Genomic DNA, 22,031 nt, shown 5'->3' with positions numbered 1-22,031 from the left:
ACCTCACCGAGAAGTCGCTTCTACGTCTTCCCGAGAGTTTTTGGACGTGAAGGTGACTTCTCGGCGAGGCGCGCGCCGGAACGGCGCCGCCAGGGTGGGCAGGATGTCGCGGCGGAGGAGGAACAGCGCCACCAACGCGATCGCGAGCTGGATCGCCGAGAGCACGTACCGGCCGGTCGTATCGGTGACGAAGAACTGCACCGCGAAGATGCCGGCCAAGGCGATCGCCGACCAGCGGTGGAAGCGCAGGGCGATGATGATCGCGACGCCCATCACGGTCTGGGTGCCGGTCAGCACGAACTCCTCGATCTGGCGGGCGTCGAGGGCGAGGTCGGTTCCGCCACCGCCGAAATAGTGGGCGATCGGCAGGGAGCCGACCAGCAGGCTCCACTGGTTGATCTTCGACGCGATCAGCGTGCCGATCGCGGCCGCCCCCATCCCGCGCAGGGCGAAGAGCACGGCGATGATGAACTCGGGGGCCTCGCTGGCCAGGGGCGCGAGCCACTGCACGAGGAAGTACGGGTCGAGTCCGAGTGAGGTCCCGGTGTCGACCAGGGCCGTGGCGAAGGGCTCGGCCGCCATCAGGATGATCGTGGCCGCGACCACGAAGAGACCGATGACGACGGTGCGCCGCCGCGCGGTCGGCAGCTCGGCGATCAGCTTCGGGGTGCCCACGAAGACCTCCTCGCCGTCGGAGTGCACGCGGCTCGAGCGCCAGAGGTAGAGCGCGAAGGCGACGATGAGGAGGAGGCCGAACCAGATCGGGATGGCGCCGACGACCGGGATGAGGAAGGCGAGCACCGCGAGGATCGCGAGGAAGCCGACGTCGAGCCGTGAGCTGTCGGGGAGCTGGAGGAAGCTGCGCTTCTTCGGGGCGGTCGGGAGCCGAGGGCCGGTCGCATTCTGCGGGTCGGTCGCGTTCATCCGGTCGACCGGGTCGCCCGCGCGCTCACGGCGCGAGTTCCGCAGGCCGCGGTTGGCGACGAGCAGGCCGATGACGACCACGAGCGGCCAGCCGAAGCCGAGCAGCAGCCGGTTCGATCCGGTCATGTTCGCGGCGGCGTACTGGGCGTACGAGGGGTCGGATCCCGAGCGGAAGGCGTAGTAGAGGTCGACCGCGTACTCGGGCAGCACCGCGATCAGCGCGAGCAGCGCGATCGCGAGGCCGCCGGAGATGTCCTTCTGGGCGGCCTCGGCGGCCCAGGCGAGCAGGAAGGATGCGGCGACGACCGCGGCTCCGAAGACGAGCAGGTCGAGCAGGGGGCTGGGCGCGAGCCCCGTGAGGCGGAGGACCACCGCGGGGGCGGCGATCGCGAGGCAGAGGGCGATCTTGCGGATGAGGGCAGGGGGCATGACGAGAGCTCCTCGGTCGGGGCGTGACCGGGGTGCAGCGAACAGGATGCACTCCGGCCAAGGACTGGCCGAAGGTCTCGTTCGCCTCGTGGGTCGAGGTGGGCCGCCGGGCCGATCGTCATGATCGGCCAGTATGTCGACGGTGCCGCAGGCGTCCGCTGCCGGACGCGGGGAACTACTCCCCTTCGATGCTTCCAGCCTGCCGCAGGCCTCGAGCCCGCCCCGGCCCGCCGCCGCACACTCGGAGCTTTTCGGCATCCCTCACCCGGATCGGCGCGCCCCTCATCCGCCCGCCCCCAGCTTTTCGGCCGCCCGAAGCCCTCGCTGCCCGCTCTGTCCCCGGGGGTTGGCATTCTGCGACAGGTGTCGCTTAGAGTGTCGGTATGGGATGGGGAAGCCGCAGTGCGGCGGCGGGGGTCGCCGTCGTCGTCGTGCTGGTGCTCGGGGCGTGCGCATCCGGGTCGGGGGACTCGGATGCGGCGGGCACGACGACGGCGGCGGCGTCCGCGACCGCGGGCACTGCGGGTGCGGGCGTCGCTGGTGCCGGCGCTGCCGGCACGGGTGCTGCCGGCACGGGCGCTCTTGACACCAATGCCGGCGCGATGGAAGGCGCGGATGCCGGTGTCGGTGCGAGCGACGGCGTGAATGCGGGCGGGGCCGGGGCCGGTGCCGCTACGCGCTCGGGATCGGTCGTCGTGGGGGCGGCCGGTTCCGGGACCTTCGAGGCCCGTGCCGGGGCGAAGGCGTCCGGGCTGGTGCTGAGCCATGCCCACGACGTCGAGTCGGGCATCCTCGACACGACGGCGCAGAGCTTCGACACCCACGTCGCCGTGAACGCCCGGGCCTCGCTGCTGCGCGGACGAGGGCCGCTGGATCTCGGGTCAGCAGGTGAACTACCGACGGTGGCTTCTCGGCTCGCTTCCAGAGGGGATGCCGATGCGCCCTCGACATCGTTGCCCGGCGCGGGCGGTCGCGCGAGTGGCGGCGGAGTGAGACGTGGATAATCGGGGCATGGACGAACCCGTGACCCGGATCACCCTGATGGACCAGACGCTGCCCGATCTGACGACCTCGTCCGTGCAGGTGCGGCGCATCACGCTGCAGCCCGGCGTCGCAGGCGGCCCGCACCACCACAACGGTCCCGTCTTCGGGTCGATCGAGGCCGGGTCGGTGCACTTCCAGGTCGAGGGAGGGGTCGAGGTGATCCTCCACCCGGGCGACGTCTTCTACGAGCCGGCGCACGTGCTGATCGACCGCTTCGACGCGACCGAGGAGGGCGTCACGTTCTTGGGCTACTTCTTGTCGGCCCCGGGCACGTCCCCCGAGTTGACGCCGGGCGCCCCGCCCGCCTGATCTGGTTCGGATTCGGGTTCGGGTTCGCAACCAGGTTTGGCTAGACGGGCGCGAGGGGTGTCGTCGGGCCTGCGGGGAGCGTCACCACTATCGGGTCTCCCGGGCGGATGACACCGCCCGAGACGACGACGGCCATGACACCGCCCCGACGCTCGACGGCCCCGGTCTCGTCGCGGCCCACGACCTCGCGGAGGAGTCCGGGCTCGAAGGCGTCGATCTGGAGGCAGGGGTTCCGCAGGCCCGTGATCCGCACGGCGGCCTCGTCGCCGAACCGGAGCAGCGCATCCGTCGGCAGGGCCAGGAGGTCGAGCCCGTGCGTGGTGATGTTCTCGCCCAGGTCACCGGGCGTGACACTGTGACCCGCGGCTGCGAGGTCGGAGAAGAGCTCCTCGTGGATGAGGTGCACCTGCCGCAGATTCGGCTGCGACGGATCGCGGGCGACCCGCGAGCGGTGCTGAACCGTGACCCCGGCATGGGCATCGCCCTCGACGCCCCAGCCCTCGACGAGAGTGATCTCGGGGGCGACGTGCTTGCTGAAGCGGTGCGCGGCATCCCGGCTCACGGAGACGACGTGGGGGATCTTCTCGTCAGGGATCACCTCTCGATTCTGGCCCATGACGCGCTGGCTCGGGATGCGGGCCGAGGTGAGGGAGGCCGGCCGGCGACGGACGGGGTGAGCCAGCAGGCCGTCCGCGGCGGCGGGCTACGGCGTCCGGGCGGGCTGCCGCGGCCGGCTCAGGCGGGGTGGGCGGCGCGGTACTCGTCGAGCACCCGCGGCACACCCTCGGTGAGCATCTTGCGGCGCACCGAGCCGAGCAGGCGGGACATCGCGAAGCCGCCGGGGCCGGTGAAGCCGGTGTGCCGCCAGGTGAACCGGGTGCCGCCCGGGATCTCCTCGAGCAGGTAGGTCACGTCGGTCACGGCGTCGCTGTCGGCGTCGCCCTTCCAGGTGTAGTGCAGGGCGTGCGGCGCGTCGACCGAGACGACCTCGCAGTAGACGATCCCGGCCCAGCCCATCGTCGGCTTCCCGACGAAGGTGAACCGCGTGCCCGCGACCGCCGCGAACCCCTCGGGCCGGCCGCCCTGGCCGGTGGTGGTCCACTGCGCCACCTGTTCGGGGTCGGTCAGCACGTGCCAGACGTCGGCGATCGGGAAGGGGTAGTCGCGGACGACGGTGTACTGGCTCATGGGGGGGCTCCTCGGGTCGGACGGGTTCCGATATGAGCAATCTACCGACCGGTAGGTAGACTGTCAACCGTGCGGTAGGTAAGGTGGGCGGATGATCTCACCCGCGCATCCGGTCTCGTCGCGTCGGTCGGGCGCCGAGACGCGGTCGCTCATCCAGACCACCGCCCTGCGGCTGTTCACCGAGCAGGGCTACGACGCCACGTCACTGCGGCAGATCGCCGACGAGCTGGGCATCAATAAGGCCTCGCTCTACTACTACTTCGCGAGCAAGCAGGCGATCCTCGATGCGGTGTTCGACGCTCGCGGTGACGAGGCCGAGCAGCTGCTGGCGTGGCTCGGCGAGCAGCCCCGGAGCCCCGAGCTGCTCGACGCCGCCGTGATGCGCTGGGTCGGCACGTTCTCGGTCGAGAAGCTGCAGGGCATTCGGTTCCTGGCGGCGAACCCGCGGCTGGGCCAGAGCTCGGCGGCGTCGGCCGGCGGGGAGCGGATCGGCTCGGGCCTGGCCGCCGTCGCTGACGAGCTCGTGGGGCTGCTGCCCGATCCGTCGCCCGAGGATGCCGTGCTGGTGCGCATGGCGCTGCTCTCGATCAACGCGGCGGTGCAGGCGTCGGTGGGTTCGGGATGCACGGACGAGCAGGTGGTCGCGGCCGCGGCCCGCGCCGGGCGGGCGGTTCTGGCCGAGGTGCGCCACCCTGGCGGCCCGCGCTGAGCCCGGCTGGCCTGCTTCAGACTCGCGGGTCGCGCTGAGATGGGGCGGTCGGCGTCGGACCCGTGGCTCGCGCTGAGACGGGCTGGCCTGCGTCAGGCCCGCGGGTTGCGCTGAGATGGGCCGGCCGGCGTCAGGCCCGCGGGTCGCCCTGGGGAGGGTTGGTCAGCGTTAGACCCGCGGGTTGCGCTGAGCCTCGCCGGTAGGCGTCAGGCGAAGTCGCCGAGCTGGCGGTCGAGCGGCGCGGTGCGATCGACCATGACGTCGCCGGTGTGCGCGGTGGTCACCGTCTCGACGAGCACGATCTGCACCTCCTCCTCGGCGACGGGGTTGTGGCGCACCCCCTTCGGCACGACGTAGAACTGCCCGGGACCGAGCTCGACGTCGTCGGCGCCCTCGAGTTGGATGCGGAGCCGGCCCGAGACCACGAGGAACAGCTCGTCTTCGTTCTCGTGCGCGTGCCAGACCAGCTCGCCCAGCAGCTTCGCCACCTTGACGTACTGGTCGTTGACCCGGCCCACGACCCGCGGGCTCCAGTGCTCGGTCACCCGCTGCAGCTCGGCGGCGATGTCGGTGGGGGTGGCGGCGGCGGTGGTAGCGGTGGTGGTGGTGGTGGTGGCGGCAGGGGTGGTCGCCGTGATGGTGGCATCGGTGCGATCGCCGGCGGCGCGGGGCTCGGTCATGACCCCAGTCTGCCCTCAGCCTCCGACACGCGGCGACCGGAGGCCCGCGACGGCGTGGAGGGCGCGGAGACCCTCCGGCGTGCCGGGCCAGTGCCGCTCGAGCGCGGACGGGCCCGCGCTCCGGAGCGCCAGGCGCAGGACGAGCGCGACGACGAGGGCGTCGTCGAGGTAACCGATGACCGGGATGAAGTCGGGCACGAGGTCGATCGGGCTGAGGAGGTACAGGCCCAGCAGGGCGAGCAGGATCCGCATCCCGACCGGCACCGTGCGGTCGGCGACCAGGCGGCCGACCAGGCGCAGCACGTCCGGGCCGAGTCGCAGGGCCGCCACCAGCGACAGCTTCTCGGTGCGGCCGCGGGCGGCGACGGCCATCGCGATCAGCAGCGCGACCCAGCCGATGACCAGCCCGCCGGCGACGGCCGCCAGGCCCTGCCAGAGGTTCACGGGCCGTCGGGCCCGGGGGTGTCGCCGATGGGGCCGCGGCCGGCGGAGCCGCGGGCGGCGTCGCCGCGAGCCGTGCCGGGGCCGTCGCCGAGAGCCTCGCCGACCGCCTCGGCGGGCGAGCCGGGGGAGGCGGGGGAGCCGGGCGAGTCGAGGGCCGGGGTGCTCGCGTGCATCACGGCGTAGACCTTCTCGGCGTAGTCATCCAGAACCTCGGCGCAGTGCTGCAGCCGGGCCTCGGCGGATGCGGCGGCCGGCAGCTGCAGCACGTCGCGCTTCTTGAGGTCGCGGTACCAGCGGCGCAGGCGGTCGAGGCTCTGCTCCTCCTCCTCGAGCTCGCCGAAGGTGTACTTCTGCTTGGCGTGCTCGCGGGCGATCTCGGCCTCGAACTTGCCGCAGTCGGCCTCGAACTCGGCCCATTCATCCGTTCGGGCGGCGACGAAGGCATCGCGGATGAGGCCGAGCGAGGCCTCGTCGCGCGGACTCGCGTCGATCACGGCGAAGGTGCCGCCCCCGGCCGCGCACAGCTCGGCTGCGCGGTCGAGCGTGGGCTGGAAGGCCGCGCCGGCGGGCAGTGCCCAGGTGCCGGGGGAGACCGGCACGGCGCCGCCCTTCCGCAACTCACGCCACACGGCCACCCGGTGCCGCGACGGCTCCTTCGGCAGCTGCACCAGCACCAACACCCACGAGATCTCTTGAGTCACAACACTGAATGTATCATCTGTTACATCAGCGAGCGTGATCAGCCTCGCGGAGCGCCCGGCTCCTGAAGGTCGGGCGGGAACGGCAGAGCGGGCGGAACGGGCGGCCGCGGAGGCGCGGTGGTCGCGATGGGGATGCCGTCGATGAAGGCGGTGGCGGGCTGAGCGCGGGCGAAGGAGGCGACGACGGGCCGCGTCTTCTCGATCCGCACCCGGTGCCGCTCGCTCGCGCCGACCTCGAACTCGACCACGCGGAGCGTCGAGAGACTGAAGGTGACGAACTGCCTCGAGACCAGCTCGCCGTCGACCGTCACCGTCAGCCAGCCCCAGAACTGGTCCCAGCGGTACACGATGCGGTGCGGTTCGTTCGTGCCGACGGTGAACGCGAGAGTTGCGTCGGATTCGGGCCGGACCCGCGGGGCGCTCCCTCGAAACGGATCGTTCACGAGCGCGCCGAGCAGCAGGGCGCCGGCGAGCAGCGCCATGAAGCCCGCGAACAGAGTGGCTCCGGTGACGCCTCGCAGAACGGGCGAGGTCGCCCATCCGACGATGCCGAGCGCGGCGAGGCCGAAGAACACGATGCACGCCACGATCACCCCTGGCCGTGCATCCGTCAGTGGTCGTGATCGGGCGCTCCCGCGCGGTCGGTCGTCAGTCATCCGTGGTCCCCCCGCGGACAGGGTACGCCCAGCGGGTGACTTCGAGGGTGACGAGTGCCACCACCCAGCCGGATGCGGGGCCGGCGGGTCAGGCGGGGGCCGAGCCCGGGCCGGGGGCGGCGGGGCGGGTGAGGAGGTGGCGGATGCCGTCCTCGAGGCTCGCGAAGGGAGCCGGGAGCACGAGGTTCGCCTCGGAGGGCGCGACGAAACCCGAGGCCGTGGAGTCGAGGCGGGCGATGTAGCCCACGACGACCTCGTCGGTGGTGCGGACCACCTCGAGGTCGTAGTCGTGCTCGCTGGTCTTCACCTCGTACTCCGTGCCGTCGACGTCGACCGTGATGGACTTGCGCCCGGTCTCGTCGATGAAGCGGCCGCCGGTGTCGGTCATCGGATCTCCTCGTCGTCGGGGTGGAGGTCGTCGAGCACGTCCTCGCCTGACAGCCGGTCGCCGGCTTCCGACGTGCTCACGATGCTGAACATGCCCGCCTCGGCCGTCGCGTGCTCGCCAGTGGGGCTGTCGTCCTGGTCGTAGGCGGTCCAGGAATCGCCGGTGTTCTCGACCCGCCCGACGACGGTGCCGTCATCCGAGTCGATGACGTGCCACTCCCGGCCCGAGGCCTGGGTGAAGGTGACGTTGCGGTCGAGGTGCTTCTCGGGTGCGCTCTCGTCGGGGGTGCTGCCGGGGTCGGTCATGCGTTCTCCAGGGTGGCTGCCTTGCCCAGGGTGTGGGCGTGGTCGGGCACGTAGCGGAAGCGGTCGCGCGCGGGCCGCTCGTACGCATCCGCCTTCGGCCGCTCGGGGATCTCGATCGGCTCGGGTTCGCGATGCTCGTACGGGATCTGCGAGAGCAGGTGGTTGATCGTGTTGAGGCGGGCGGAGCGCTTGTCGTCGCTCTCGATCGTCCACCACGGCGCATCCGCGTGGTCGGTGGCCTCGAACATCTCGTCCTTGGCGCGGGAGTAGTCCTCCCAGCGGGTGATCGACTGCAGATCGGTGTCCGAGAGCTTCCAGCGCCGCATCGGGTCGTGCAACCGCGAGCGGAACCGGGCCTCCTGCACGTCGTCGGAGACCGAGTACCAGTACTTGATGACGGTGATGCCGTCTTCGACGAGCATCCGTTCGAACACCGGCACCTGCCGGAGGAAGCGGCGGTACTGCTCGGGCGTGCAGTACCCCATCACTCGTTCGACACCGGCGCGGTTGTACCAGGAGCGGTCCATCAGCACGATCTCGCCTGTGGTGGGCAGGTGCTGGATGTAGCGCTGGAAGTACCACTGCCCCTTCTCCTGCTCGCTCGGCGTCGGCAGCGCGACGACCCGGGCCGAGCGGGGGTTCAAGTACTGCACGACCCGCTTGATCGCACCGCCCTTGCCCGCCGCGTCGCGACCCTCGAAGATCACCACGACCCGTGCGCCGGTCTCGATCACCCAGCGCTGCATCGCCACGAGCTCGATCTGCAGGCGTTCGAGCTCGGCCTCGTACAGGTCTTTCGGGATGCGCTTCACGGATCCGGACCGCGCGGACTTCTTCGACATGGCACGATCCCAGCTGTCCCCGGAAGAACCTCGACGGGCGCCAAGTGGCGCGTGTGCGCAACGCTACGCCCGTTGCGGGAGATCGGCAGCGGCTCGCAACCGTTCGTGTGTGCGCATATCTGCGGCGTCGCATCCGATGCTCGTGTCTGGCCGGTCTTGACAGGCAAGTGGATGCTTGCCTATGGTGGGCGCGTGGGTGACGTCTACAAGGCCCTGGCCGACCAGACGCGACGCGCGCTGCTGGACGTGCTGCTCGAACGCGACGGGCAGACGCTGTTCGAGCTGTGCTCGACGCTCGCGATGAGGCACGACCTCACGCCCACACGGCAGGCCGTCTCGCAGCACCTCGACGTGCTCGAGCAGGCGGGCCTGGTGCGCACCGAGCGCCGGGGCCGCTACAAGTTGCACACCATCGACACGACACCGCTGTCGCAGATCTCCGAGCGATGGCCACCGAGAACCCCGCCCCCGGGCGAGGACCTGAGAGAGGCGAGACCATGAGACTCCAGACCGTCAGCATCTTCGTCGACGACCAGCAGCGCGCCGTCGACTTCTACACGTCCCGGCTGGGCTTCGCCGTGGCGGCGGACGTGCCGATGGGCGACCACCGCTGGCTGACCGTCGTCGACCCCGACCGGCCCGACGGCACGCAGCTGTCGCTCGAGCCGAAGGCGCACCCCGCGGTCGAGCCGTTCACCGAGGCGCTCGCGGCCGACGGCATCCCGTTCCTGATGCTCGGGGTCGACGACGTGCGGGCCGAGTACGACCGCCTGCTCGCGCTCGGCGTGACCTTCACGCAGCCGCCCACCGACGTCGGGCCCGTGATCATCGCGGTGCTCGACGACACCTGCGGCAACCTCCTCCAGCTCGCCCAGTTCGTCGCCTGACCCTCGCCGACCATGCCCTGAAAATGAGAAACACTCTACTCCTCTTTCGGTCGAGATAACAGCTGTCGCGTACCCCGTTCGGGGGTCAAGAATGAGGATGCGGTGGGTCCTGTTCGAATGAGGTGACGACGATGAGATCGAGGAAGTTCACAGTCGTCGGGATCGCGTGCGGTCTCGTGGTCGCAATCGTCGGATCGGCCGGTGCCGCGCATGCGTCTCCCGGTGCGACACCGCCGGGCTGGACCGAGAGCGGATTCGTTGCGGCAGCCGTTGCAGAAGGTGTCCCGGCCGAGATCGCGGTGCGGGCCTGGTCGGACCCGACCGTGATCCGTCGGATCCCGGTCCGTTCGGAACTCGACTCGTCGGCCCCGGCTCTGGTGTCGGCATCTGCGTCGAGCTACTCGGCGTGGTGTTCGTACACGAAGGTGAACGCTTTCGGACAGACCCTCGCGCGCCTTCAAGTCGACTCGAACTGGTCTGCGGATGGTGCCGCGATCACCGCGGTGGACACGACCATCCAGACCGAGGTCGGGTGGGGCTGGGCGTTCCAGGGCCTTCCCTACACGCATGACGCGTTCGCGACCGCCTACGAGAACCCGCAGGGCGCGCACACCGCTGATCGCTGGGGCAACTTCACCTGGGGCCCGGACGGAGACGCGACCACGCTCAAGGTTGCGATCACGTCGCTGGCTCTCGGATCGCATCAGTGCGCTTCGCAGGAGAACTAGTCGTCGGGCACGCGGAAGGAGTCTGTGATGAGTGAACGAGGGAATTCCGTGGCGTCGCCTGTGCGTCGGGGCCGCGCGGGGTGGATGCTACCGATGGGCGTGGTGTTCGGTGCGCTGGCGGTGGTGGGAGGCCTGGTGTTCGCGCTGCTGACCGGGGCGTGGGTGACCGCGCTGCTGGTCGTGCTCGGGCTCGCGATCGCGTACCTGGTGATCGCGCTCGTCGCCCTGGCGCTGGGCCGCCGCTGACGGGACGCGCCGGACCGCTGGGCCGGCGTCTGGGTGCTGAGCCGCGGACCGCCGGGTCGGCGCGTGTGCGGGGTCAGCGGGGGTCGCGGGGGAGGGTGCGGGGGAGGCCTCGGCGGAGGCGGAGGGTTTGGGCGCGACGCTCGCGGAGGTAGGAGCGCCACGAGACGATCGGGAACGCGAGAGCGAACAGGAGGAAGAACCACTGCACCGGGCTGAGCTCGGTGGCGCCGGCGGGCGTCGGCACCACACCTGCGCTCTGCAAGATGCCCAGCCCGATCATCGCGAGCTCGAAGACGGCCAGCGCGGTGAGGATGATCGAGATCACGAGCAGCCCGCTCGCCGAGTTCACCGGCTCCACGAGGCTGCCGTCGCTACCCTTGTAGACGCCGTACTCCTCGGGGGTGAGGCCGCTCCTCCGTGCATCCTCGAGCCGTCGCCGCTCGATCGGACCGGGGCCGCGCCGGGCCGCCTGCCTCCGGATGCGCACGATCACGACGACCGCGACGACGAGGGCGGCGACCGGCGAGACGAGAGCGGCGACGTAGGGCACGATCGAGACCGCCGTCAGGATCGGGTCACCGGTGTTGATCATCGTGCCGGTGACGAAGAGGAAGCCGAAGAACAGGAACGGGACGGCCACGATCGGCAGGATCCAGGCGAGATGCCGCGCGCCGGCACCTCCGCCGCGGGTCGGCTCGGCCGGGACCCGAGTGCCGGTCTCGGTCATTGCGTGCCCACTCTCGTCGTCGTGGCTCGGGTCATCCTGCGCCCGCCCCTGTCGCTCGGGCCCCGGTCGTCCCCACACCGTACCCCAGCGATCGACAGGCGTCGACGTGAGCGGGGTCAGCGGATGTCGGTGCCCGGGTGCGCGGCATCGTAGGCCGTGCGGGCGGTGGCGATACGGGCGCGGTGGTCGAGCGACCAGTCCGCGAGTGCCTTGATCAGGTGCGTCAGGCTCGCGCCGTCCTCGGTCAGCGTGTACGAGACCTGGGGTGGGATGGTCGGGTTGACCGCGCGGCTGACGAGGCCGTCGCGCTCGAGCCTGCGCAGCGTGAGCGTGAGCATCCGCTGCGAGATGCCGTCGATGGCGCGCTGGAGCTCGCCGAACCGTCGGGTGCCGGAGGCGAGCTCGACGACGACCAGCACCGACCAGGTATCGCCGATGCGGTCGAGCACGTCGCGGATGCCGCAGTCGGGGTGATCGTCGCGACCGCAGGGCTCCAGATCGGCGGTTACTGCGGTGTGCGTGAGTGTCATGGAAGTGCCTTCTTGTGACCGTTCGCGGTGCCGGAACAGAATCAGCCTAGCTACCGCGAACCACAGCGGACGACCGCTGACACCCCCCCCGAAAGGCCTCCTGTTGATCCTCGTCACCGGCACCACCGGGCGCCTCGGCCGCGCCATCCTGACCCATCTCACCCAGCGGGGAGCGAGCGTCGTCGGCAGCAGCCGGAGCGGCGCGGAAGGAACCCGCGCCATCGACTTCGACCACCCCGAGACCATCCTGCTCGACGGAGTGGACACCCTCGTGCTCGTCTCGGCCGGGGAGGCGGAGGACGACGTCGTGATCGCCCGGCACGAGGCGGCGATCACCGCTGCCGAGGACGCCGGGGTCGGGCACATCGTCTACACGAGTGTCGTGGGCGAGGGCGACCACCTCGCGTTCGCCCTCGCCCACCGGTGGACGGAGCGCCGGCTCCGGCGGGGCCCGACCCCGTGGACGATCCTGCGCAACGGGCTCTACGCCGACCTGTTCGGCTCGCTGCTGCCGTGGTCGGGGGCCCACGTGACGTCGGCGTTCGGCGACGGGGCGCTCGCCGCCGTCGACCGCGACGATCTCGCAGAGGCCGCTGCGGTGGTCGCCGAGTCGCCCGACAGCCACGCCCGGCGGGTCCACGAACTCGTCGGCACCCCGATCACCGCTCGGGCGGTGGCGGCCCGGGTCGGCGCCCCGCTGGTCGAGGTCTCCCTCGCGGAGCGCCGACGCGACCTGGACGCCGCCGGCCTGAAACCGTTCCAGCCCGCGATGCTCATGTCGATCCACAGCGCGGTCGCCTACGGATTCCTCGCCGGCACCGCCCCGGAGCTGTCGACCCTGCTCGGCCGCCCGCCCCGCGACGCGCTCGCGGTCGCGGCCGCCGCGGTGAGGGCCGCCGAGCCGCCTGCCGAGTGACGCGCGGGGCGGGCAGGCAGCCGGCCAGCCGCCCGCTAGCGACCCAGGGTCACGTGCAGCAGCTTCTCGTTGCTGTTGTTCGGGATGCTGTCCTTGTCGCCCTCGTTGCTGGTGGTGAGCCAGAGCCCGCCATCCGGCGCCGGCTCGACCGTGCGCAGACGCCCGTAGGTGCCGTTGAAGAAGATCTGCACGTTGGTCAGCGACGTGCCCGAGATCACCTCGCGGTACAGGCGCTGCCCGCGCTCGCACGCCACGTAGAGTACATCGCGCACGACGGCGATGCCCGAGCACGAGCCGTCCGAGGTGAGGTAGGTCTGCTTCGGCGCGATGTAGCCCGCGGTGCCACAGGTGCCGGTCGTGCCCTCGCAGGCGGGCCAGCCGTAGTTGCCACCCTTCTGGATGAGGTTGGTCTCGTCCATCACGCTGTTGCCGAACTCCTGCTCCCAGAGCTGACCCTTCGAGTCGAAGGCGAGGCCCTGCGGGTTGCGGTGGCCGTAGCTCCAGACGTAGTTGCCGAAGGGGTTGTCGGCCGGCACCGAGCCGTCGGGGTTCAGGCGCAGGATCTTGCCGTTCAGCGACGAGAGGTTCTGGGCGTTGTCGCCGAACTGCGCATCCCCGGTGCTCGCGTAGAGCTTGCCGTCGGGGCCGAAGCGCAGCCGCCCTCCGTCGTGGAACTTGTTGCGCAGGATGCCGCTAAGCAGCACCTGCTCGCTGCTCAGCACGAGCGCGTCGTTCTCGAGCGTGATCCGCACGATCCGGTTGTCGATCGGCGAGGTGTGCATGATGTACAGCCAGTGGGTGCTGGCGAAGTCGGAGGCGATCGCGAGCCCGGTCAGGCCGCCCTCGCCGTCGGTGCTCTCGACGTTCGGCACGGTGCCGACCGTGGTCTTGGCCCCGGTGGCGGGGTTCAGGTGCACGATGTCGTGCGCGTCGCGGCGCGTGTAGAGCAGGGTGCCGTCGGGGAGCGTCACCAGACCCCAGGGGATGTCGGTGTCGGTGCCGACCTGGGTCACCGCGCAGACCGACTGCGCGCATCCCGACCCCGTCGTCGCCGTGACCGTGCTGCTGCGTGGGGAGGTGTTCGACTGGCCGTCGCGGGCGACGACGTAGTACGAGTAGGTCGTGGTGGAGGCCAGCGCGCTGTCGACGAAGGTCGTGGCGGGCGCAACCGTCGCGGTGCCCGTGATCGAGCCGACCTTCGTGCCGTCGCGGTAGACGTCGTAGGCGCGCACGCCCACGTCGTCGGTCGACGCGGTCCAGGTCAGGGTGACGGTGGTGCCCGAGACGGCGGCCTTCAGCCCGCTCGGCGCGGTGGGCGCCACGGTGTCGGGCGTGCAGTTCGGCGGGGCGATCGGCACGGTCGTGCTCGCCTGCGAGACGTTGCCGGCGGCATCCCGCGCGTTCACGTACAGCCCCCACTTGACCCCGCCCACGACGGCGAGCTGGGTGCTGAGCGTGCTTCCGCCGACCGACTTCATCAGCTGGCCGTCGTGGTAGACGTCGTAGAAGGCGACGCCCGCGTTGTCGGTCGAGGCGTTCCAGGCGAAGGTCACGCTGTCGCAGGTGAGGTCGCTGACCCGCGGGTCGCCCGGGATGCTGGGAGCCTGCGTGTCGGCAGGAGCGCCGAGTGTGGTCGTCCACTTCTGGTTGGCGCCGCCGTTGCAGGTGTAGAGCTGCACCAGGGCGCTGTTCGCGGTGCTCGCGCCCTTGACGTCGAGGCAGAGCTTCGACTGCACCCCGCGGATCGTTCCGTCGGCGTTGATCGTGAACTTCTGGTTCGCGCCGCCGTTGCAGGCGTAGATCTGCAGGCGGGCCGGCGACACGGTGGACTGCTTGTCGACGTCGAGGCAGCGGGTGCCGCCGAAGACGGTGAGCTCACCGGCGGTCGTGAAGCTCCACGACTGGTTCGGCTGCCCGACGCAGTCGTAGATGTTGACACCGGTGCCGGCGGTGTCGACGTTGCCGATCACGTCGAGGCACCGGTTCGAGGCGGTGCCGACGATCGTCGCGGGGCCCGAGGCGGCGGGTGCGGCCTGCGTGGATGCGCTGGTCGCCGATGCGGGCGATGCGGGCGATGCGGATGCCGGTGTCGCCGACGCGCTCACCCCCGCGAGCGGCGTCACGGCCACCACGGCCGCCACGATCGCGGCGGTCATTCCTCGGCCCCAGAAGGCACGTCTGTTCGTCATCACGGATCCCCATCTCGTCGTCGTGAGCCACACGGTAGTCCTGCGGGGCCGCCGTGTCCCTCGGATGAGGGACATCCGTGCGATTTTCTCGACAATGGTCGAAATGGGTCATCGAGGGCGGTGCCCGACGCGCCGGGGCCAGACTGGAAGGAATGATCTCTCCTGACGCACCCCCTGCATCCCGAACCCCCCTCGACCTCGTGCGGGTTCGGGGCGCCCGCGAGCACAACCTGCAGAACGTCGACGTCGACCTGCCCCGCGACGCCCTGGTCGCCTTCACGGGGGTATCGGGCTCGGGCAAGAGCTCGCTCGCGTTCGGCACGCTCTACGCCGAGGCGCAGCGCCGGTACTTCGAGTCGGTCGCCCCCTATGCGCGCCGGCTGATCGACCAGGTCGGGGTGGCCGACGTCGACTCGATCGAGGGGCTGCCCCCGGCGGTGGCCCTGCCGCAGCAGCGCACCGGCGGCAGCGCGCGCTCGACCGTGGGCAGCGCCACCACGATCTCCAGCGTCGTGCGCATGCTCTTCTCGCGGGTCGGAACCTACCCGCCCGGCGCCCCGATGCTCTACGCCGAAGACTTCTCGGCCAACACCGTGCAGGGCGCCTGCCCCACCTGCCACGGCATCGGCCGGGTGTTCGACGTGCCGCTCGAGCTGATGGTGCCCGACGACTCGCTGAGCATCCGCGACGGCGCGCTCGCCGCCTGGCCCACCGCCTGGCACGGCAAGCAGCTGCGCGACAGCCTGATCTCGCTCGGCTACGACATCGACGTGCCCTGGCGCGAGCTCTCGGAGGAGCAGCGCACCTGGGCCCTGTTCACCGACGAGTCGCCGCAGGTGCCGATCTTCACCGACCGGTCGCCGGCCGAGGTGCGCAAGGCGGTCGCCGCCGGCCGCGAGCCGCGGTACATGAGCACCTTCCTCGGGGTGCGGCGCTACGTGCTCGACACTTTCGCCAACTCCAAGAGCGCCCGGATGCGCGATCGCGCCTCCTCCTTCATGCGCAGCGTGCTCTGCCCGACCTGCGACGGCCGGCGTCTCAAGCCCGAGGCGCTCGCCGTGACCTTCGAGGGGCGCAGCATCACCGACGTGGCCTCGATGCCGCTCGACGAGGTGGCCGAGCTGATGACCGTGGCCCTCGCGCCGGACTGGCAGCCGCGGGATGCGGGCACCCTCGCGCCGGAGAAGCGGCTGGCCGCCCAACGGCTCGTGGCCGAGCTGCTGGCCCGGCTCTCGCCGATCACCGACCTCGGCCTCGGGTACCTGTCGCTGGACCGCACGACGATCACGCTCTCCTCCGGCGAGCTGCAGCGGATGCGGCTGGCCACCCAGGTGCTGTCGCAGCTGTTCGGCGTGGTGTTCGTGCTCGACGAGCCGTCGGCGGGGCTGCATCCGGCCGACACGACGGCGTTGCTCGGCATCCTGCGCCGGCTGCGCGACAGCGGCAACACGGTGTTCTTCGTGGAGCACTCGCTCGACGTCATCCGCGAGGCCGACTGGATCGTCGACATCGGCCCGGGGCCCGGCGCGACCGGGGGCAGGGTGGTGTACTCGGGCGAGCTCGAGGGGCTGCGCGGGGTCGAGGAGTCGGTGACGCGGCGGTACTTGTTCGCGGGGGCGGAGCCGGGGGAGACGGCAGCGACGGGGACGACGCAGCCGCGTCCATCCGGGTCGCGGGCATCCGAGGCCGCGGCCGCGGCATCCGAACCCCGCACCGGCGCGCCCCGCGTCGCCGAGGCGCGGCTCGAGCTGCACGACGTCACCCGCAACAACCTCGACGGCCTGTCGGTGTCGTTCCCGCTTGGCTGCCTGACCGCGGTCACCGGCGTCTCGGGATCGGGGAAGTCGACGCTGGTCAACCAGGCGGTCCCCGAGCTGCTTCGCGCCAGCCTGGCCAGCGAGGTCGACGGGCGGGACGAGGATGCGGGAGCCGAGCCCGGCGGTGCCCGAGCGACGGATGCGCCTGCCGACGCCCTCCTGCTCACGCCCCTCACCGAGGCCACCCAGGGGCGCGCCTCGGGGCCGGCCGAGCGGCTCAAGCGGGTCGTGCAGGTGAGCCAGAAGCCGATCGGGCGCACGCCGCGGTCGAACGTGGCGACCTACACGGGGCTGTTCGACCGCATCCGCTCGCTGTTCGCCGCGACCCCCGAGGCGAAGCGGCGGCGCTACGCCGCGAGCCGCTTCTCGTTCAACCTGCCGAGCGGCCGCTGCCCCACCTGCAAGGGCGAGGGCACGATGGAGGTCGAGCTGCTGTTCCTGCCGACGGTGCACGCGCCGTGCAGCACCTGCCACGGGGCGCGGTACAACGACGAGACGCTCGAGATCCGGTACGAGGGCCTGAGCATCGCCGAGGTGCTGGGCCTCAGCGTCACCCGGGCGCGCGAGCTGTTCGAGGGTGACGCCGAGGCGGTGCGGCACCTGGATGCGCTGCTGGACGTCGGCCTCGGCTACGTCGCCCTCGGCCAGCCCGCGACCGAGCTGTCGGGCGGCGAGGCACAGCGGGTGAAGCTCGCCTCGGAGCTGCGCCGGGTGCAGCGCGGCGACACGCTCTACCTGCTCGACGAGCCGACGTCGGGGCTGCATCCCGCCGACACCGATCGCCTGCTCGAGCACCTGCAGCGGCTGGTCGACGGCGGTAACACGGTGATCATGGTCGAGCACGACATGCGGGTGGTGGCGCAGGCCGACTGGGTGATCGATCTCGGGCCGGGCGCGGGGGATGCGGGTGGTCGGGTGATGGCCGAGGGCACGCCGCGCGAGGTGGCTGCGGCCGCGTCGAGCGTGACGGCGCCCTTCCTGGCGGCGGCGCTCCGCCCCGAGTGACGGGTGCCGCGCGGCCGGCCTGATCGGCCGCTCCACCGGCCGTGCCCCGGCAGTTCGCAGCCCGCGTTCAGCGGGTTCGCGGCAGGCGGTCAGACAGGGTCGGCCACAGTGGAGCCATGAGCGGTGCGGGGGAACGGGCTGACGGGGCCGCGGAGCGCGCGCGAGGACGGTGGGCGGAGGCGAGGGCCCGCCGCAGGTCGATGAAGGGTCTGGACTGGGGCCGTCGCAAGATCACCTTCTGGGAGAAGGTGGGCATGGTCTTCGATCTGCTCGACGTGTTCTCGCTGTTCAAGTAGCGGAGCGCTAGCGCGCGAACGCGCCGGCTCAGCGGCCGTCGACGATGGACATGAAGGCGGCGAACGCGAAGACCGTGGGCACGAAGTAGAGCAGGAACAAGAACAGGAACCAGCCGACCGCCCCGATCAGCCAGCGGGTCGCGCGGCGGCCCTCGCGCATCCCGAGCCGACGGCCGTCGGGGCCGATGCGCGGCGGCGGCGCGACGTACGGCACGCCGGGGCGCTCGCGCTCGGCGGTGAGGCGGTCGAGCAGCCGGGAGCTGTCCTGGCCGGGCACCCGGGCGTCGAGGTAGCGGGCGGCGCTGGTCACGATCCGCGGCACGACGGTCGCCAGCAGCGCCTCGATGCGCTGCCACGACTCCGCCCGGGCCCAGTCGGCGCCGGGCTGGGTGAAGAAGACGAGGGTGTCGTCGAGGATCTCGACGTTCATCCCGCGCGCGTGGTCGAGGAGGTCGGACATCACGTCCGGGGTCAGCACGTAGAGCGCGTCCTTGCCGTAGCCGGCCGGCGCGTAGACGCGGAACCACCGGTCGAACCCGCCCTCGAGATCGAAGCGCTGGCCCGGGTCGACGCCCTCGGGGAGGTCGCCGTCGAGGCCGTCGTGGGGTGCCGCATCCAGGATCAGGTGCGGCAGCGGCGCCGGGAGCCGCACCGCGAGGTACCGCCACTCGCGCGACCGCCGGGTGCCGGCGAGGATCGTGCCGAACTCGACGCCCTGCGCCGCGAACCGCGGGTACTCACGGACGCGACCGGATGCCGACAGCAGCGACGGGAAGGTCGCGTAGCTCTTCGGCTCGGGTTCGAAGCCGTTCGCGAGGGCGGTCAGCTCCTGGCGGCCCTGCCGGATCCGCGCCCGCGAGCTCGGCGGGCGGGCGGCCCAGCGTCGCAGCAGCAGGCTGCCCGCGATCCACAGCACGAGGATCGCCCCCGTCACGAGCATCGGCAGCACGTTCTGAGCCTCGACGCGGCCATCCTGGTATTCGTCGACCTGCACGCCGAAGGTGAACAGGGTGAGGCTCACGTACCAGAGCAGCAGGCACTGGTTCACGTGCACCAGGATGCGCCGCCGGTTGGGCACCCACCCCGGCCGTGCGCCGCGGCGGGCGGTGGCGAGGGCCGCGGCCACCTCGGTCTCGGGGGCGGTCAGCCAGCGCAGGTCCACACCCCATTCTCCCGTACGCGGAGGGTGCCGGACGCACCCCCGCTCCCTCACCCACACCTCCCTCGCCGAGAAGTCACCTTTACGTCCAAATGTCGGGTTTTGGACGTGAAGGTGACTTCTCGGCGAAGTGGGGGCGAGCCAGGGAGAAGGGGGGAGAGAGGGAGGGACAGCAGCGGGTCAGGCGAGGCCGACCCTCCGCTCGGCCTCGGCTCGGAGGAGGCGCAGCCGCTTGTACGACGCCGCGAGCCGCGACACGACGATCGCCGCGACCACGATCGAGATGCACGAGCCGAGCAGCACGGCGAGAGTCCCCTCGTCGGCGACCTCGGGCTGCGAGGCGAACGCCAGTTCGTTCATCAGCAGCGAGACCGTGAAGCCGACGCCACCGAGCGACCCCGCGGCGACCAGCCCGTGCAGGGTCAGGTGGGGCCTCCGGTCGCGCGGCCCGATGAAGCTCGAGAGCCACCCACCCAGCGAGATGCCGATCAGCTTGCCCACGGGCAGCGCGATGAGGATGCCCCAGAACGGCGCCGCGAGCTCCGTCGGCGACACCTGGGGGATGGCCACGAGCGCCGCCGAGAACGCGAACAGCGGCAGGATCACCCCGTTGCTCACCGGCTCGAGCCGGTGCCGCAGGTGCATGGCCGGCTTCCGCACCATGACGAGACCGAGCGCGACCCCCGCGATCGTGGCGTGCACGCCCGAGAGGTAGGTGAGCGACCAGGTCACGAGGGCCACGGCGACCATCAGCACCGCGACCAGCACCCGGTAGCGGCTGCCGAGGAGCTTGCTCAACAGCGCGAACGCCACCACGCCGACCGCGGCCAGCGCGATGAACAGCAGGTTCGGGTCGGCGGTGAAGAACACGGCGATGATCAGGATCGCGACGATGTCGTCGAGGATCGCGAGCGCCAGGATGAAGATGCGCAGCCGCGACGGGATGCCCTTGCCGAACACCGCGAGCACCCCGAGCGCGAACGCGATGTCGGTGGCCGTAGGGATGGGCCAGCCGCCCTCGTACCCGGATCCGGCGGTGATCGCGAGATAGATCAGCGCCGGCACGATCACGCCGCCGAGGGCCGCGATCGCGGGCCGCACGGCCTTCCCGATCGTGTCGAGCTGACCCACCGCGAACTCGTTCTTCAGCTCTACCGCCACGATGAAGAAGAAGATCGCGAGCAGGCCGTCGCTGATCCAGTGGCCGACCGACAGGTCGAGCGGGGTTCCCGGGATGGCGAGGTGTGCATCTTGCACCGCCATCAGCCCGGGCCCGAGCGCGGTGTTGGCGAGCACGAGGCCCAGTGCGGCGGCCGCGAGCAGGAGGAACGCGGCGACGCGCTCGGATCGGATGAAGCTCATGCGGTGTCCTAGCTGCCGCGGTGGGCGGCGGGTCGGCGAAGCGGAAGGACGATCCCCGTGGATCGCCCGCCGACCAGACTTCCCGGCGCACCATGAACCAGTCTACCGCGAGTGCCGCCGCCCGCCCCGGCCCGGCCTGGCCGCCCGACAGGTGCGACCGCCCGCCCGGGCCACCCGCCCGCCCCGGCCCAGACCCGGCCGCCCGTCAGGCCCGGTCGTGCAGGGTGATCAAGTACCCGTCCGGGTCGGCGAAGGTGAAGGTGCGCCCGAACGGGCCGTCGATCGGCGCGGAGGTGATGGTGCGGCCGTCGCTGACCAGCGCGTCGTGGATCTGCTGCACGTCGGTCGCGTGCAGCCAGATCGCCGCGCCGATGCCCGGTTGCGGAACGGAGTCGAGATCGGTGCCGGGCACGATGTCGCGCAGGGCGAAGGCGATCGGGGTGGTGCTGAAGACGACGGCGTGGGGCGGGCCGGCGGGCGAACGCACGAGACCGAGGTAGGTCTCGTAGAACGCCTGGGAGGCGTCGAGGTCGCGGACCTGCAGGGAGATGAAGTCGGGGCCGGTGACGGGCATGGGTGCTCCTCAGTTTCGTGTCAGTTGTCTGACATAGTTCAATCTATGTCAGAATACTGACATGAGTCAAGACGACGATGGAATCGACCTCGAGACCTCGCTCGGCTACCTGCTGAAGGAGGCCTCGACCGCGCTCCGGCTGGCGATGGAGGAGTCGCTCAAGCCGCTCGGGCTGACGGTGACCCAGTACTCCTGCCTCGAACTCCTGGCGCAGCGCCCCGGGCTGTCGAACTCCGAGCTCGCCCGCGGCGCGTTCGTGACGCGGCAGTCGATGAACGTGCTGCTGCAGGGCTTCGAGCGCGACGGGCTCGTCGTGCGCCCCGAGGAGGACCGGGTCGGCAAGGTGCTCCCGACCCGGCTGACCGCGCGGGGGCTCCGGATGCGCGACGCCGCGAGCGCCGCGGTGCGGTCGGTCGAGGACCGGATGCTCGCGGGGCTCACCGCCCAGGAGCGGCGGGCGGGCTTCGGTCTGCTGCAGAGCATGATCGGTGCGCTCCGGGAGCCCTGATCTCGTGGGATGCTTGGGGTACGGGAAGACGAGACCCGGGTCGAGGAGAAGAGGGGGCCGCCGTGCCGTTCCGCAGTAAAGAGACACTCGAGCTCTGGGTGCAGGAGTTCCTCGCGCAGGGCCACACGGTGCTCGGCGAGCTCGACGTCCTCCGCCACGACGGCGGTGCCGGCGAGGACACCGGGCTGATCGTGATGCGCTTCAAGTACGCCTCGACCGAGATCTACCTCCAGCCGATCGGCCCGTACGACCCGCGCTGGGAGCTCATCTTCGAGCCGCGCCAGTCACCCGACCGCGCCTCCGTGACCCAGGTCGTCGGGCTCGCCGAAGAGCTGATGCTCGCGGCGGCGCTGCTGGCCTATCTCGAGGGCCGCTCGCGTGGCCCGATCGAGGCGCGCGCGACGACGGGCGCCGTCGAGGCCCCGATACCGTCCGCCGACGCGGTCCAGTCCTAGCCCCGCGGCCCGC

Annotated in this window: 28 protein-coding genes; 12 read left to right on the top strand and 16 right to left on the bottom strand. The window is 71.3% G+C overall.

Annotated elements, in window-relative coordinates; all coding sequences use genetic code 11:
- Positions 1 to 3: 3 nt before the first annotated feature.
- A complete protein-coding gene (locus AC59HU_RS04515) occupies positions 4 to 1,353 on the bottom strand; it encodes a calcium:cation antiporter family protein (RefSeq protein WP_497222161.1) in 1,350 nt (449 codons plus the stop codon).
- Positions 1,354 to 1,736: 383 nt separating this feature from the next.
- Between AC59HU_RS04515 and AC59HU_RS04510 the strand changes: the two genes are divergently transcribed.
- Both AC59HU_RS04510 and AC59HU_RS04505 read left to right on the top strand, forming a co-directional pair.
- The gene (locus tag AC59HU_RS04510) at positions 1,737 to 2,357 is read left to right on the top strand and encodes a hypothetical protein (protein ID WP_497222160.1); all 621 of its coding nucleotides are present in this window, start codon (positions 1,737 to 1,739) and stop codon (positions 2,355 to 2,357) included.
- A gap of 7 nt (positions 2,358 to 2,364) precedes the next feature.
- Complete coding sequence (locus AC59HU_RS04505) at positions 2,365 to 2,706, top strand: cupin domain-containing protein (RefSeq protein ID WP_497222159.1); 342 nt, start codon at positions 2,365 to 2,367, stop codon at positions 2,704 to 2,706.
- Positions 2,707 to 2,746: 40 nt separating this feature from the next.
- Here the strand turns inward: AC59HU_RS04505 and AC59HU_RS04500 are convergent, their stop codons facing one another.
- Together AC59HU_RS04500 and AC59HU_RS04495 are read right to left on the bottom strand one after the other, a co-directional pair.
- Entirely contained in the window at positions 2,747 to 3,322 is a 576-nt protein-coding gene (locus AC59HU_RS04500; protein ID WP_497222158.1) for an MOSC domain-containing protein, read from the bottom strand.
- Positions 3,323 to 3,441: 119 nt separating this feature from the next.
- Positions 3,442 to 3,894 (bottom strand): SRPBCC family protein, encoded by a 453-nt coding sequence (locus tag AC59HU_RS04495; RefSeq protein ID WP_497222157.1) that lies wholly within the window; start codon positions 3,892 to 3,894, stop codon positions 3,442 to 3,444.
- 91 nt (positions 3,895 to 3,985) lie between these two features.
- Here AC59HU_RS04495 and AC59HU_RS04490 point away from each other — a divergent pair, with 91 nt between their 5' ends.
- A complete protein-coding gene (locus tag AC59HU_RS04490; protein WP_497222156.1) occupies positions 3,986 to 4,603 on the top strand; it encodes a TetR/AcrR family transcriptional regulator in 618 nt (205 codons plus the stop codon).
- 206 nt (positions 4,604 to 4,809) lie between these two features.
- Here AC59HU_RS04490 and AC59HU_RS04485 read toward each other — a convergent pair whose 3' ends face one another.
- From AC59HU_RS04485 to ppk2, 7 genes are all read right to left on the bottom strand, one after another.
- The gene (locus AC59HU_RS04485) at positions 4,810 to 5,283 is read right to left on the bottom strand and encodes a cupin domain-containing protein (RefSeq protein WP_497222155.1); all 474 of its coding nucleotides are present in this window, start codon (positions 5,281 to 5,283) and stop codon (positions 4,810 to 4,812) included.
- Positions 5,284 to 5,298: 15 nt separating this feature from the next.
- A complete protein-coding gene (locus AC59HU_RS04480; protein WP_497222154.1) occupies positions 5,299 to 5,727 on the bottom strand; it encodes a YkvA family protein in 429 nt (142 codons plus the stop codon).
- A complete protein-coding gene (locus AC59HU_RS04475) occupies positions 5,724 to 6,428 on the bottom strand; it encodes a Chromate resistance protein ChrB (protein WP_497222153.1) in 705 nt (234 codons plus the stop codon). The genes AC59HU_RS04480 and AC59HU_RS04475 overlap by 4 nt, the downstream gene beginning before the upstream one ends.
- Positions 6,429 to 6,466: 38 nt before the next feature.
- On the bottom strand, positions 6,467 to 7,084 hold the full coding sequence (locus tag AC59HU_RS04470; RefSeq protein WP_497222152.1) for a hypothetical protein: 618 nt from the start codon (positions 7,082 to 7,084) through the stop codon (positions 6,467 to 6,469).
- Between the two features lie 88 nt (positions 7,085 to 7,172).
- Entirely contained in the window at positions 7,173 to 7,472 is a 300-nt protein-coding gene (locus AC59HU_RS04465; protein WP_497222151.1) for a hypothetical protein, read from the bottom strand.
- Positions 7,469 to 7,777: a hypothetical protein gene (locus AC59HU_RS04460; protein WP_497222150.1), complete on the bottom strand. Its 309-nt coding sequence runs from the start codon at positions 7,775 to 7,777 to the stop codon at positions 7,469 to 7,471. The genes AC59HU_RS04465 and AC59HU_RS04460 overlap by 4 nt, the downstream gene beginning before the upstream one ends.
- Complete coding sequence (gene ppk2 / locus AC59HU_RS04455) at positions 7,774 to 8,619, bottom strand: polyphosphate kinase 2 (RefSeq protein WP_497222149.1); 846 nt, start codon at positions 8,617 to 8,619, stop codon at positions 7,774 to 7,776. Before ppk2 ends, AC59HU_RS04460 begins: the two co-directional genes overlap by 4 nt.
- 192 nt (positions 8,620 to 8,811) lie before the next feature.
- Here ppk2 and AC59HU_RS04450 point away from each other — a divergent pair, with 192 nt between their 5' ends.
- The 4 genes from AC59HU_RS04450 (at position 8,812) to AC59HU_RS04435 (ending at position 10,480) form a co-directional block, all read left to right on the top strand.
- Complete coding sequence (locus AC59HU_RS04450) at positions 8,812 to 9,120, top strand: ArsR/SmtB family transcription factor (RefSeq protein ID WP_497222148.1); 309 nt, start codon at positions 8,812 to 8,814, stop codon at positions 9,118 to 9,120.
- On the top strand, positions 9,117 to 9,506 hold the full coding sequence (locus tag AC59HU_RS04445; protein ID WP_497222147.1) for a VOC family protein: 390 nt from the start codon (positions 9,117 to 9,119) through the stop codon (positions 9,504 to 9,506). Before AC59HU_RS04450 ends, AC59HU_RS04445 begins: the two co-directional genes overlap by 4 nt.
- 176 nt (positions 9,507 to 9,682) lie before the next feature.
- A complete protein-coding gene (locus AC59HU_RS04440) occupies positions 9,683 to 10,234 on the top strand; it encodes a hypothetical protein (RefSeq protein WP_497222146.1) in 552 nt (183 codons plus the stop codon).
- A gap of 93 nt (positions 10,235 to 10,327) precedes the next feature.
- Positions 10,328 to 10,480: a hypothetical protein gene (locus tag AC59HU_RS04435; protein WP_497222145.1), complete on the top strand. Its 153-nt coding sequence runs from the start codon at positions 10,328 to 10,330 to the stop codon at positions 10,478 to 10,480.
- Between the two features lie 73 nt (positions 10,481 to 10,553).
- Here AC59HU_RS04435 and AC59HU_RS04430 read toward each other — a convergent pair whose 3' ends face one another.
- Together AC59HU_RS04430 and AC59HU_RS04425 are read right to left on the bottom strand one after the other, a co-directional pair.
- A complete protein-coding gene (locus AC59HU_RS04430; RefSeq protein ID WP_497222144.1) occupies positions 10,554 to 11,207 on the bottom strand; it encodes a hypothetical protein in 654 nt (217 codons plus the stop codon).
- 116 nt (positions 11,208 to 11,323) lie between these two features.
- Positions 11,324 to 11,737: a winged helix-turn-helix transcriptional regulator gene (locus AC59HU_RS04425; protein WP_497222143.1), complete on the bottom strand. Its 414-nt coding sequence runs from the start codon at positions 11,735 to 11,737 to the stop codon at positions 11,324 to 11,326.
- A gap of 103 nt (positions 11,738 to 11,840) precedes the next feature.
- Here AC59HU_RS04425 and AC59HU_RS04420 point away from each other — a divergent pair, with 103 nt between their 5' ends.
- Positions 11,841 to 12,653, top strand: a complete 813-nt coding sequence (locus AC59HU_RS04420) for a Rossmann-fold NAD(P)-binding domain-containing protein (RefSeq protein ID WP_497222142.1) — start codon at positions 11,841 to 11,843, stop codon at positions 12,651 to 12,653.
- Positions 12,654 to 12,688: 35 nt separating this feature from the next.
- On the opposite strand, the gene AC59HU_RS04415 is transcribed toward AC59HU_RS04420, so the two are convergent.
- On the bottom strand, positions 12,689 to 14,842 hold the full coding sequence (locus AC59HU_RS04415; protein WP_497222141.1) for a PQQ-dependent sugar dehydrogenase: 2,154 nt from the start codon (positions 14,840 to 14,842) through the stop codon (positions 12,689 to 12,691).
- A 152-nt stretch (positions 14,843 to 14,994) separates the two neighbouring features.
- On the opposite strand from AC59HU_RS04415, the gene AC59HU_RS04410 reads away from it, so the two are divergent.
- Positions 14,995 to 17,664: an excinuclease ABC subunit UvrA gene (locus AC59HU_RS04410; protein WP_497222140.1), complete on the top strand. Its 2,670-nt coding sequence runs from the start codon at positions 14,995 to 14,997 to the stop codon at positions 17,662 to 17,664.
- A 116-nt stretch (positions 17,665 to 17,780) separates the two neighbouring features.
- Positions 17,781 to 17,960, top strand: coding sequence for a hypothetical protein (locus AC59HU_RS04405; protein ID WP_497222139.1), 180 nt, complete (start codon positions 17,781 to 17,783; stop codon positions 17,958 to 17,960).
- A gap of 28 nt (positions 17,961 to 17,988) precedes the next feature.
- Here AC59HU_RS04405 and AC59HU_RS04400 read toward each other — a convergent pair whose 3' ends face one another.
- The 3 genes from AC59HU_RS04400 to AC59HU_RS04390 all read right to left on the bottom strand — a co-directional run bounded on the left by AC59HU_RS04400 (position 17,989) and on the right by AC59HU_RS04390 (position 21,055).
- Positions 17,989 to 19,122: a hypothetical protein gene (locus tag AC59HU_RS04400; protein ID WP_497222138.1), complete on the bottom strand. Its 1,134-nt coding sequence runs from the start codon at positions 19,120 to 19,122 to the stop codon at positions 17,989 to 17,991.
- A 177-nt stretch (positions 19,123 to 19,299) separates the two neighbouring features.
- Entirely contained in the window at positions 19,300 to 20,481 is a 1,182-nt protein-coding gene (locus AC59HU_RS04395) for a Na+/H+ antiporter NhaA (protein ID WP_497222137.1), read from the bottom strand.
- Positions 20,482 to 20,686: 205 nt separating this feature from the next.
- A complete protein-coding gene (locus tag AC59HU_RS04390) occupies positions 20,687 to 21,055 on the bottom strand; it encodes a VOC family protein (protein WP_497222136.1) in 369 nt (122 codons plus the stop codon).
- Positions 21,056 to 21,116: 61 nt separating this feature from the next.
- Between AC59HU_RS04390 and AC59HU_RS04385 the strand changes: the two genes are divergently transcribed.
- Together AC59HU_RS04385 and AC59HU_RS04380 are read left to right on the top strand one after the other, a co-directional pair.
- On the top strand, positions 21,117 to 21,563 hold the full coding sequence (locus tag AC59HU_RS04385; protein WP_497222135.1) for a MarR family winged helix-turn-helix transcriptional regulator: 447 nt from the start codon (positions 21,117 to 21,119) through the stop codon (positions 21,561 to 21,563).
- 62 nt (positions 21,564 to 21,625) lie between these two features.
- On the top strand, positions 21,626 to 22,018 hold the full coding sequence (locus tag AC59HU_RS04380) for a hypothetical protein (protein WP_497222134.1): 393 nt from the start codon (positions 21,626 to 21,628) through the stop codon (positions 22,016 to 22,018).
- Positions 22,019 to 22,031 lie beyond the last annotated feature (13 nt).

This window comes from Herbiconiux sp. 320_LB (assembly GCF_059691755.1).
Note: the sequence above shows the minus strand (reverse complement) of the source record. Positions and strands in the feature narration are given on the sequence as shown.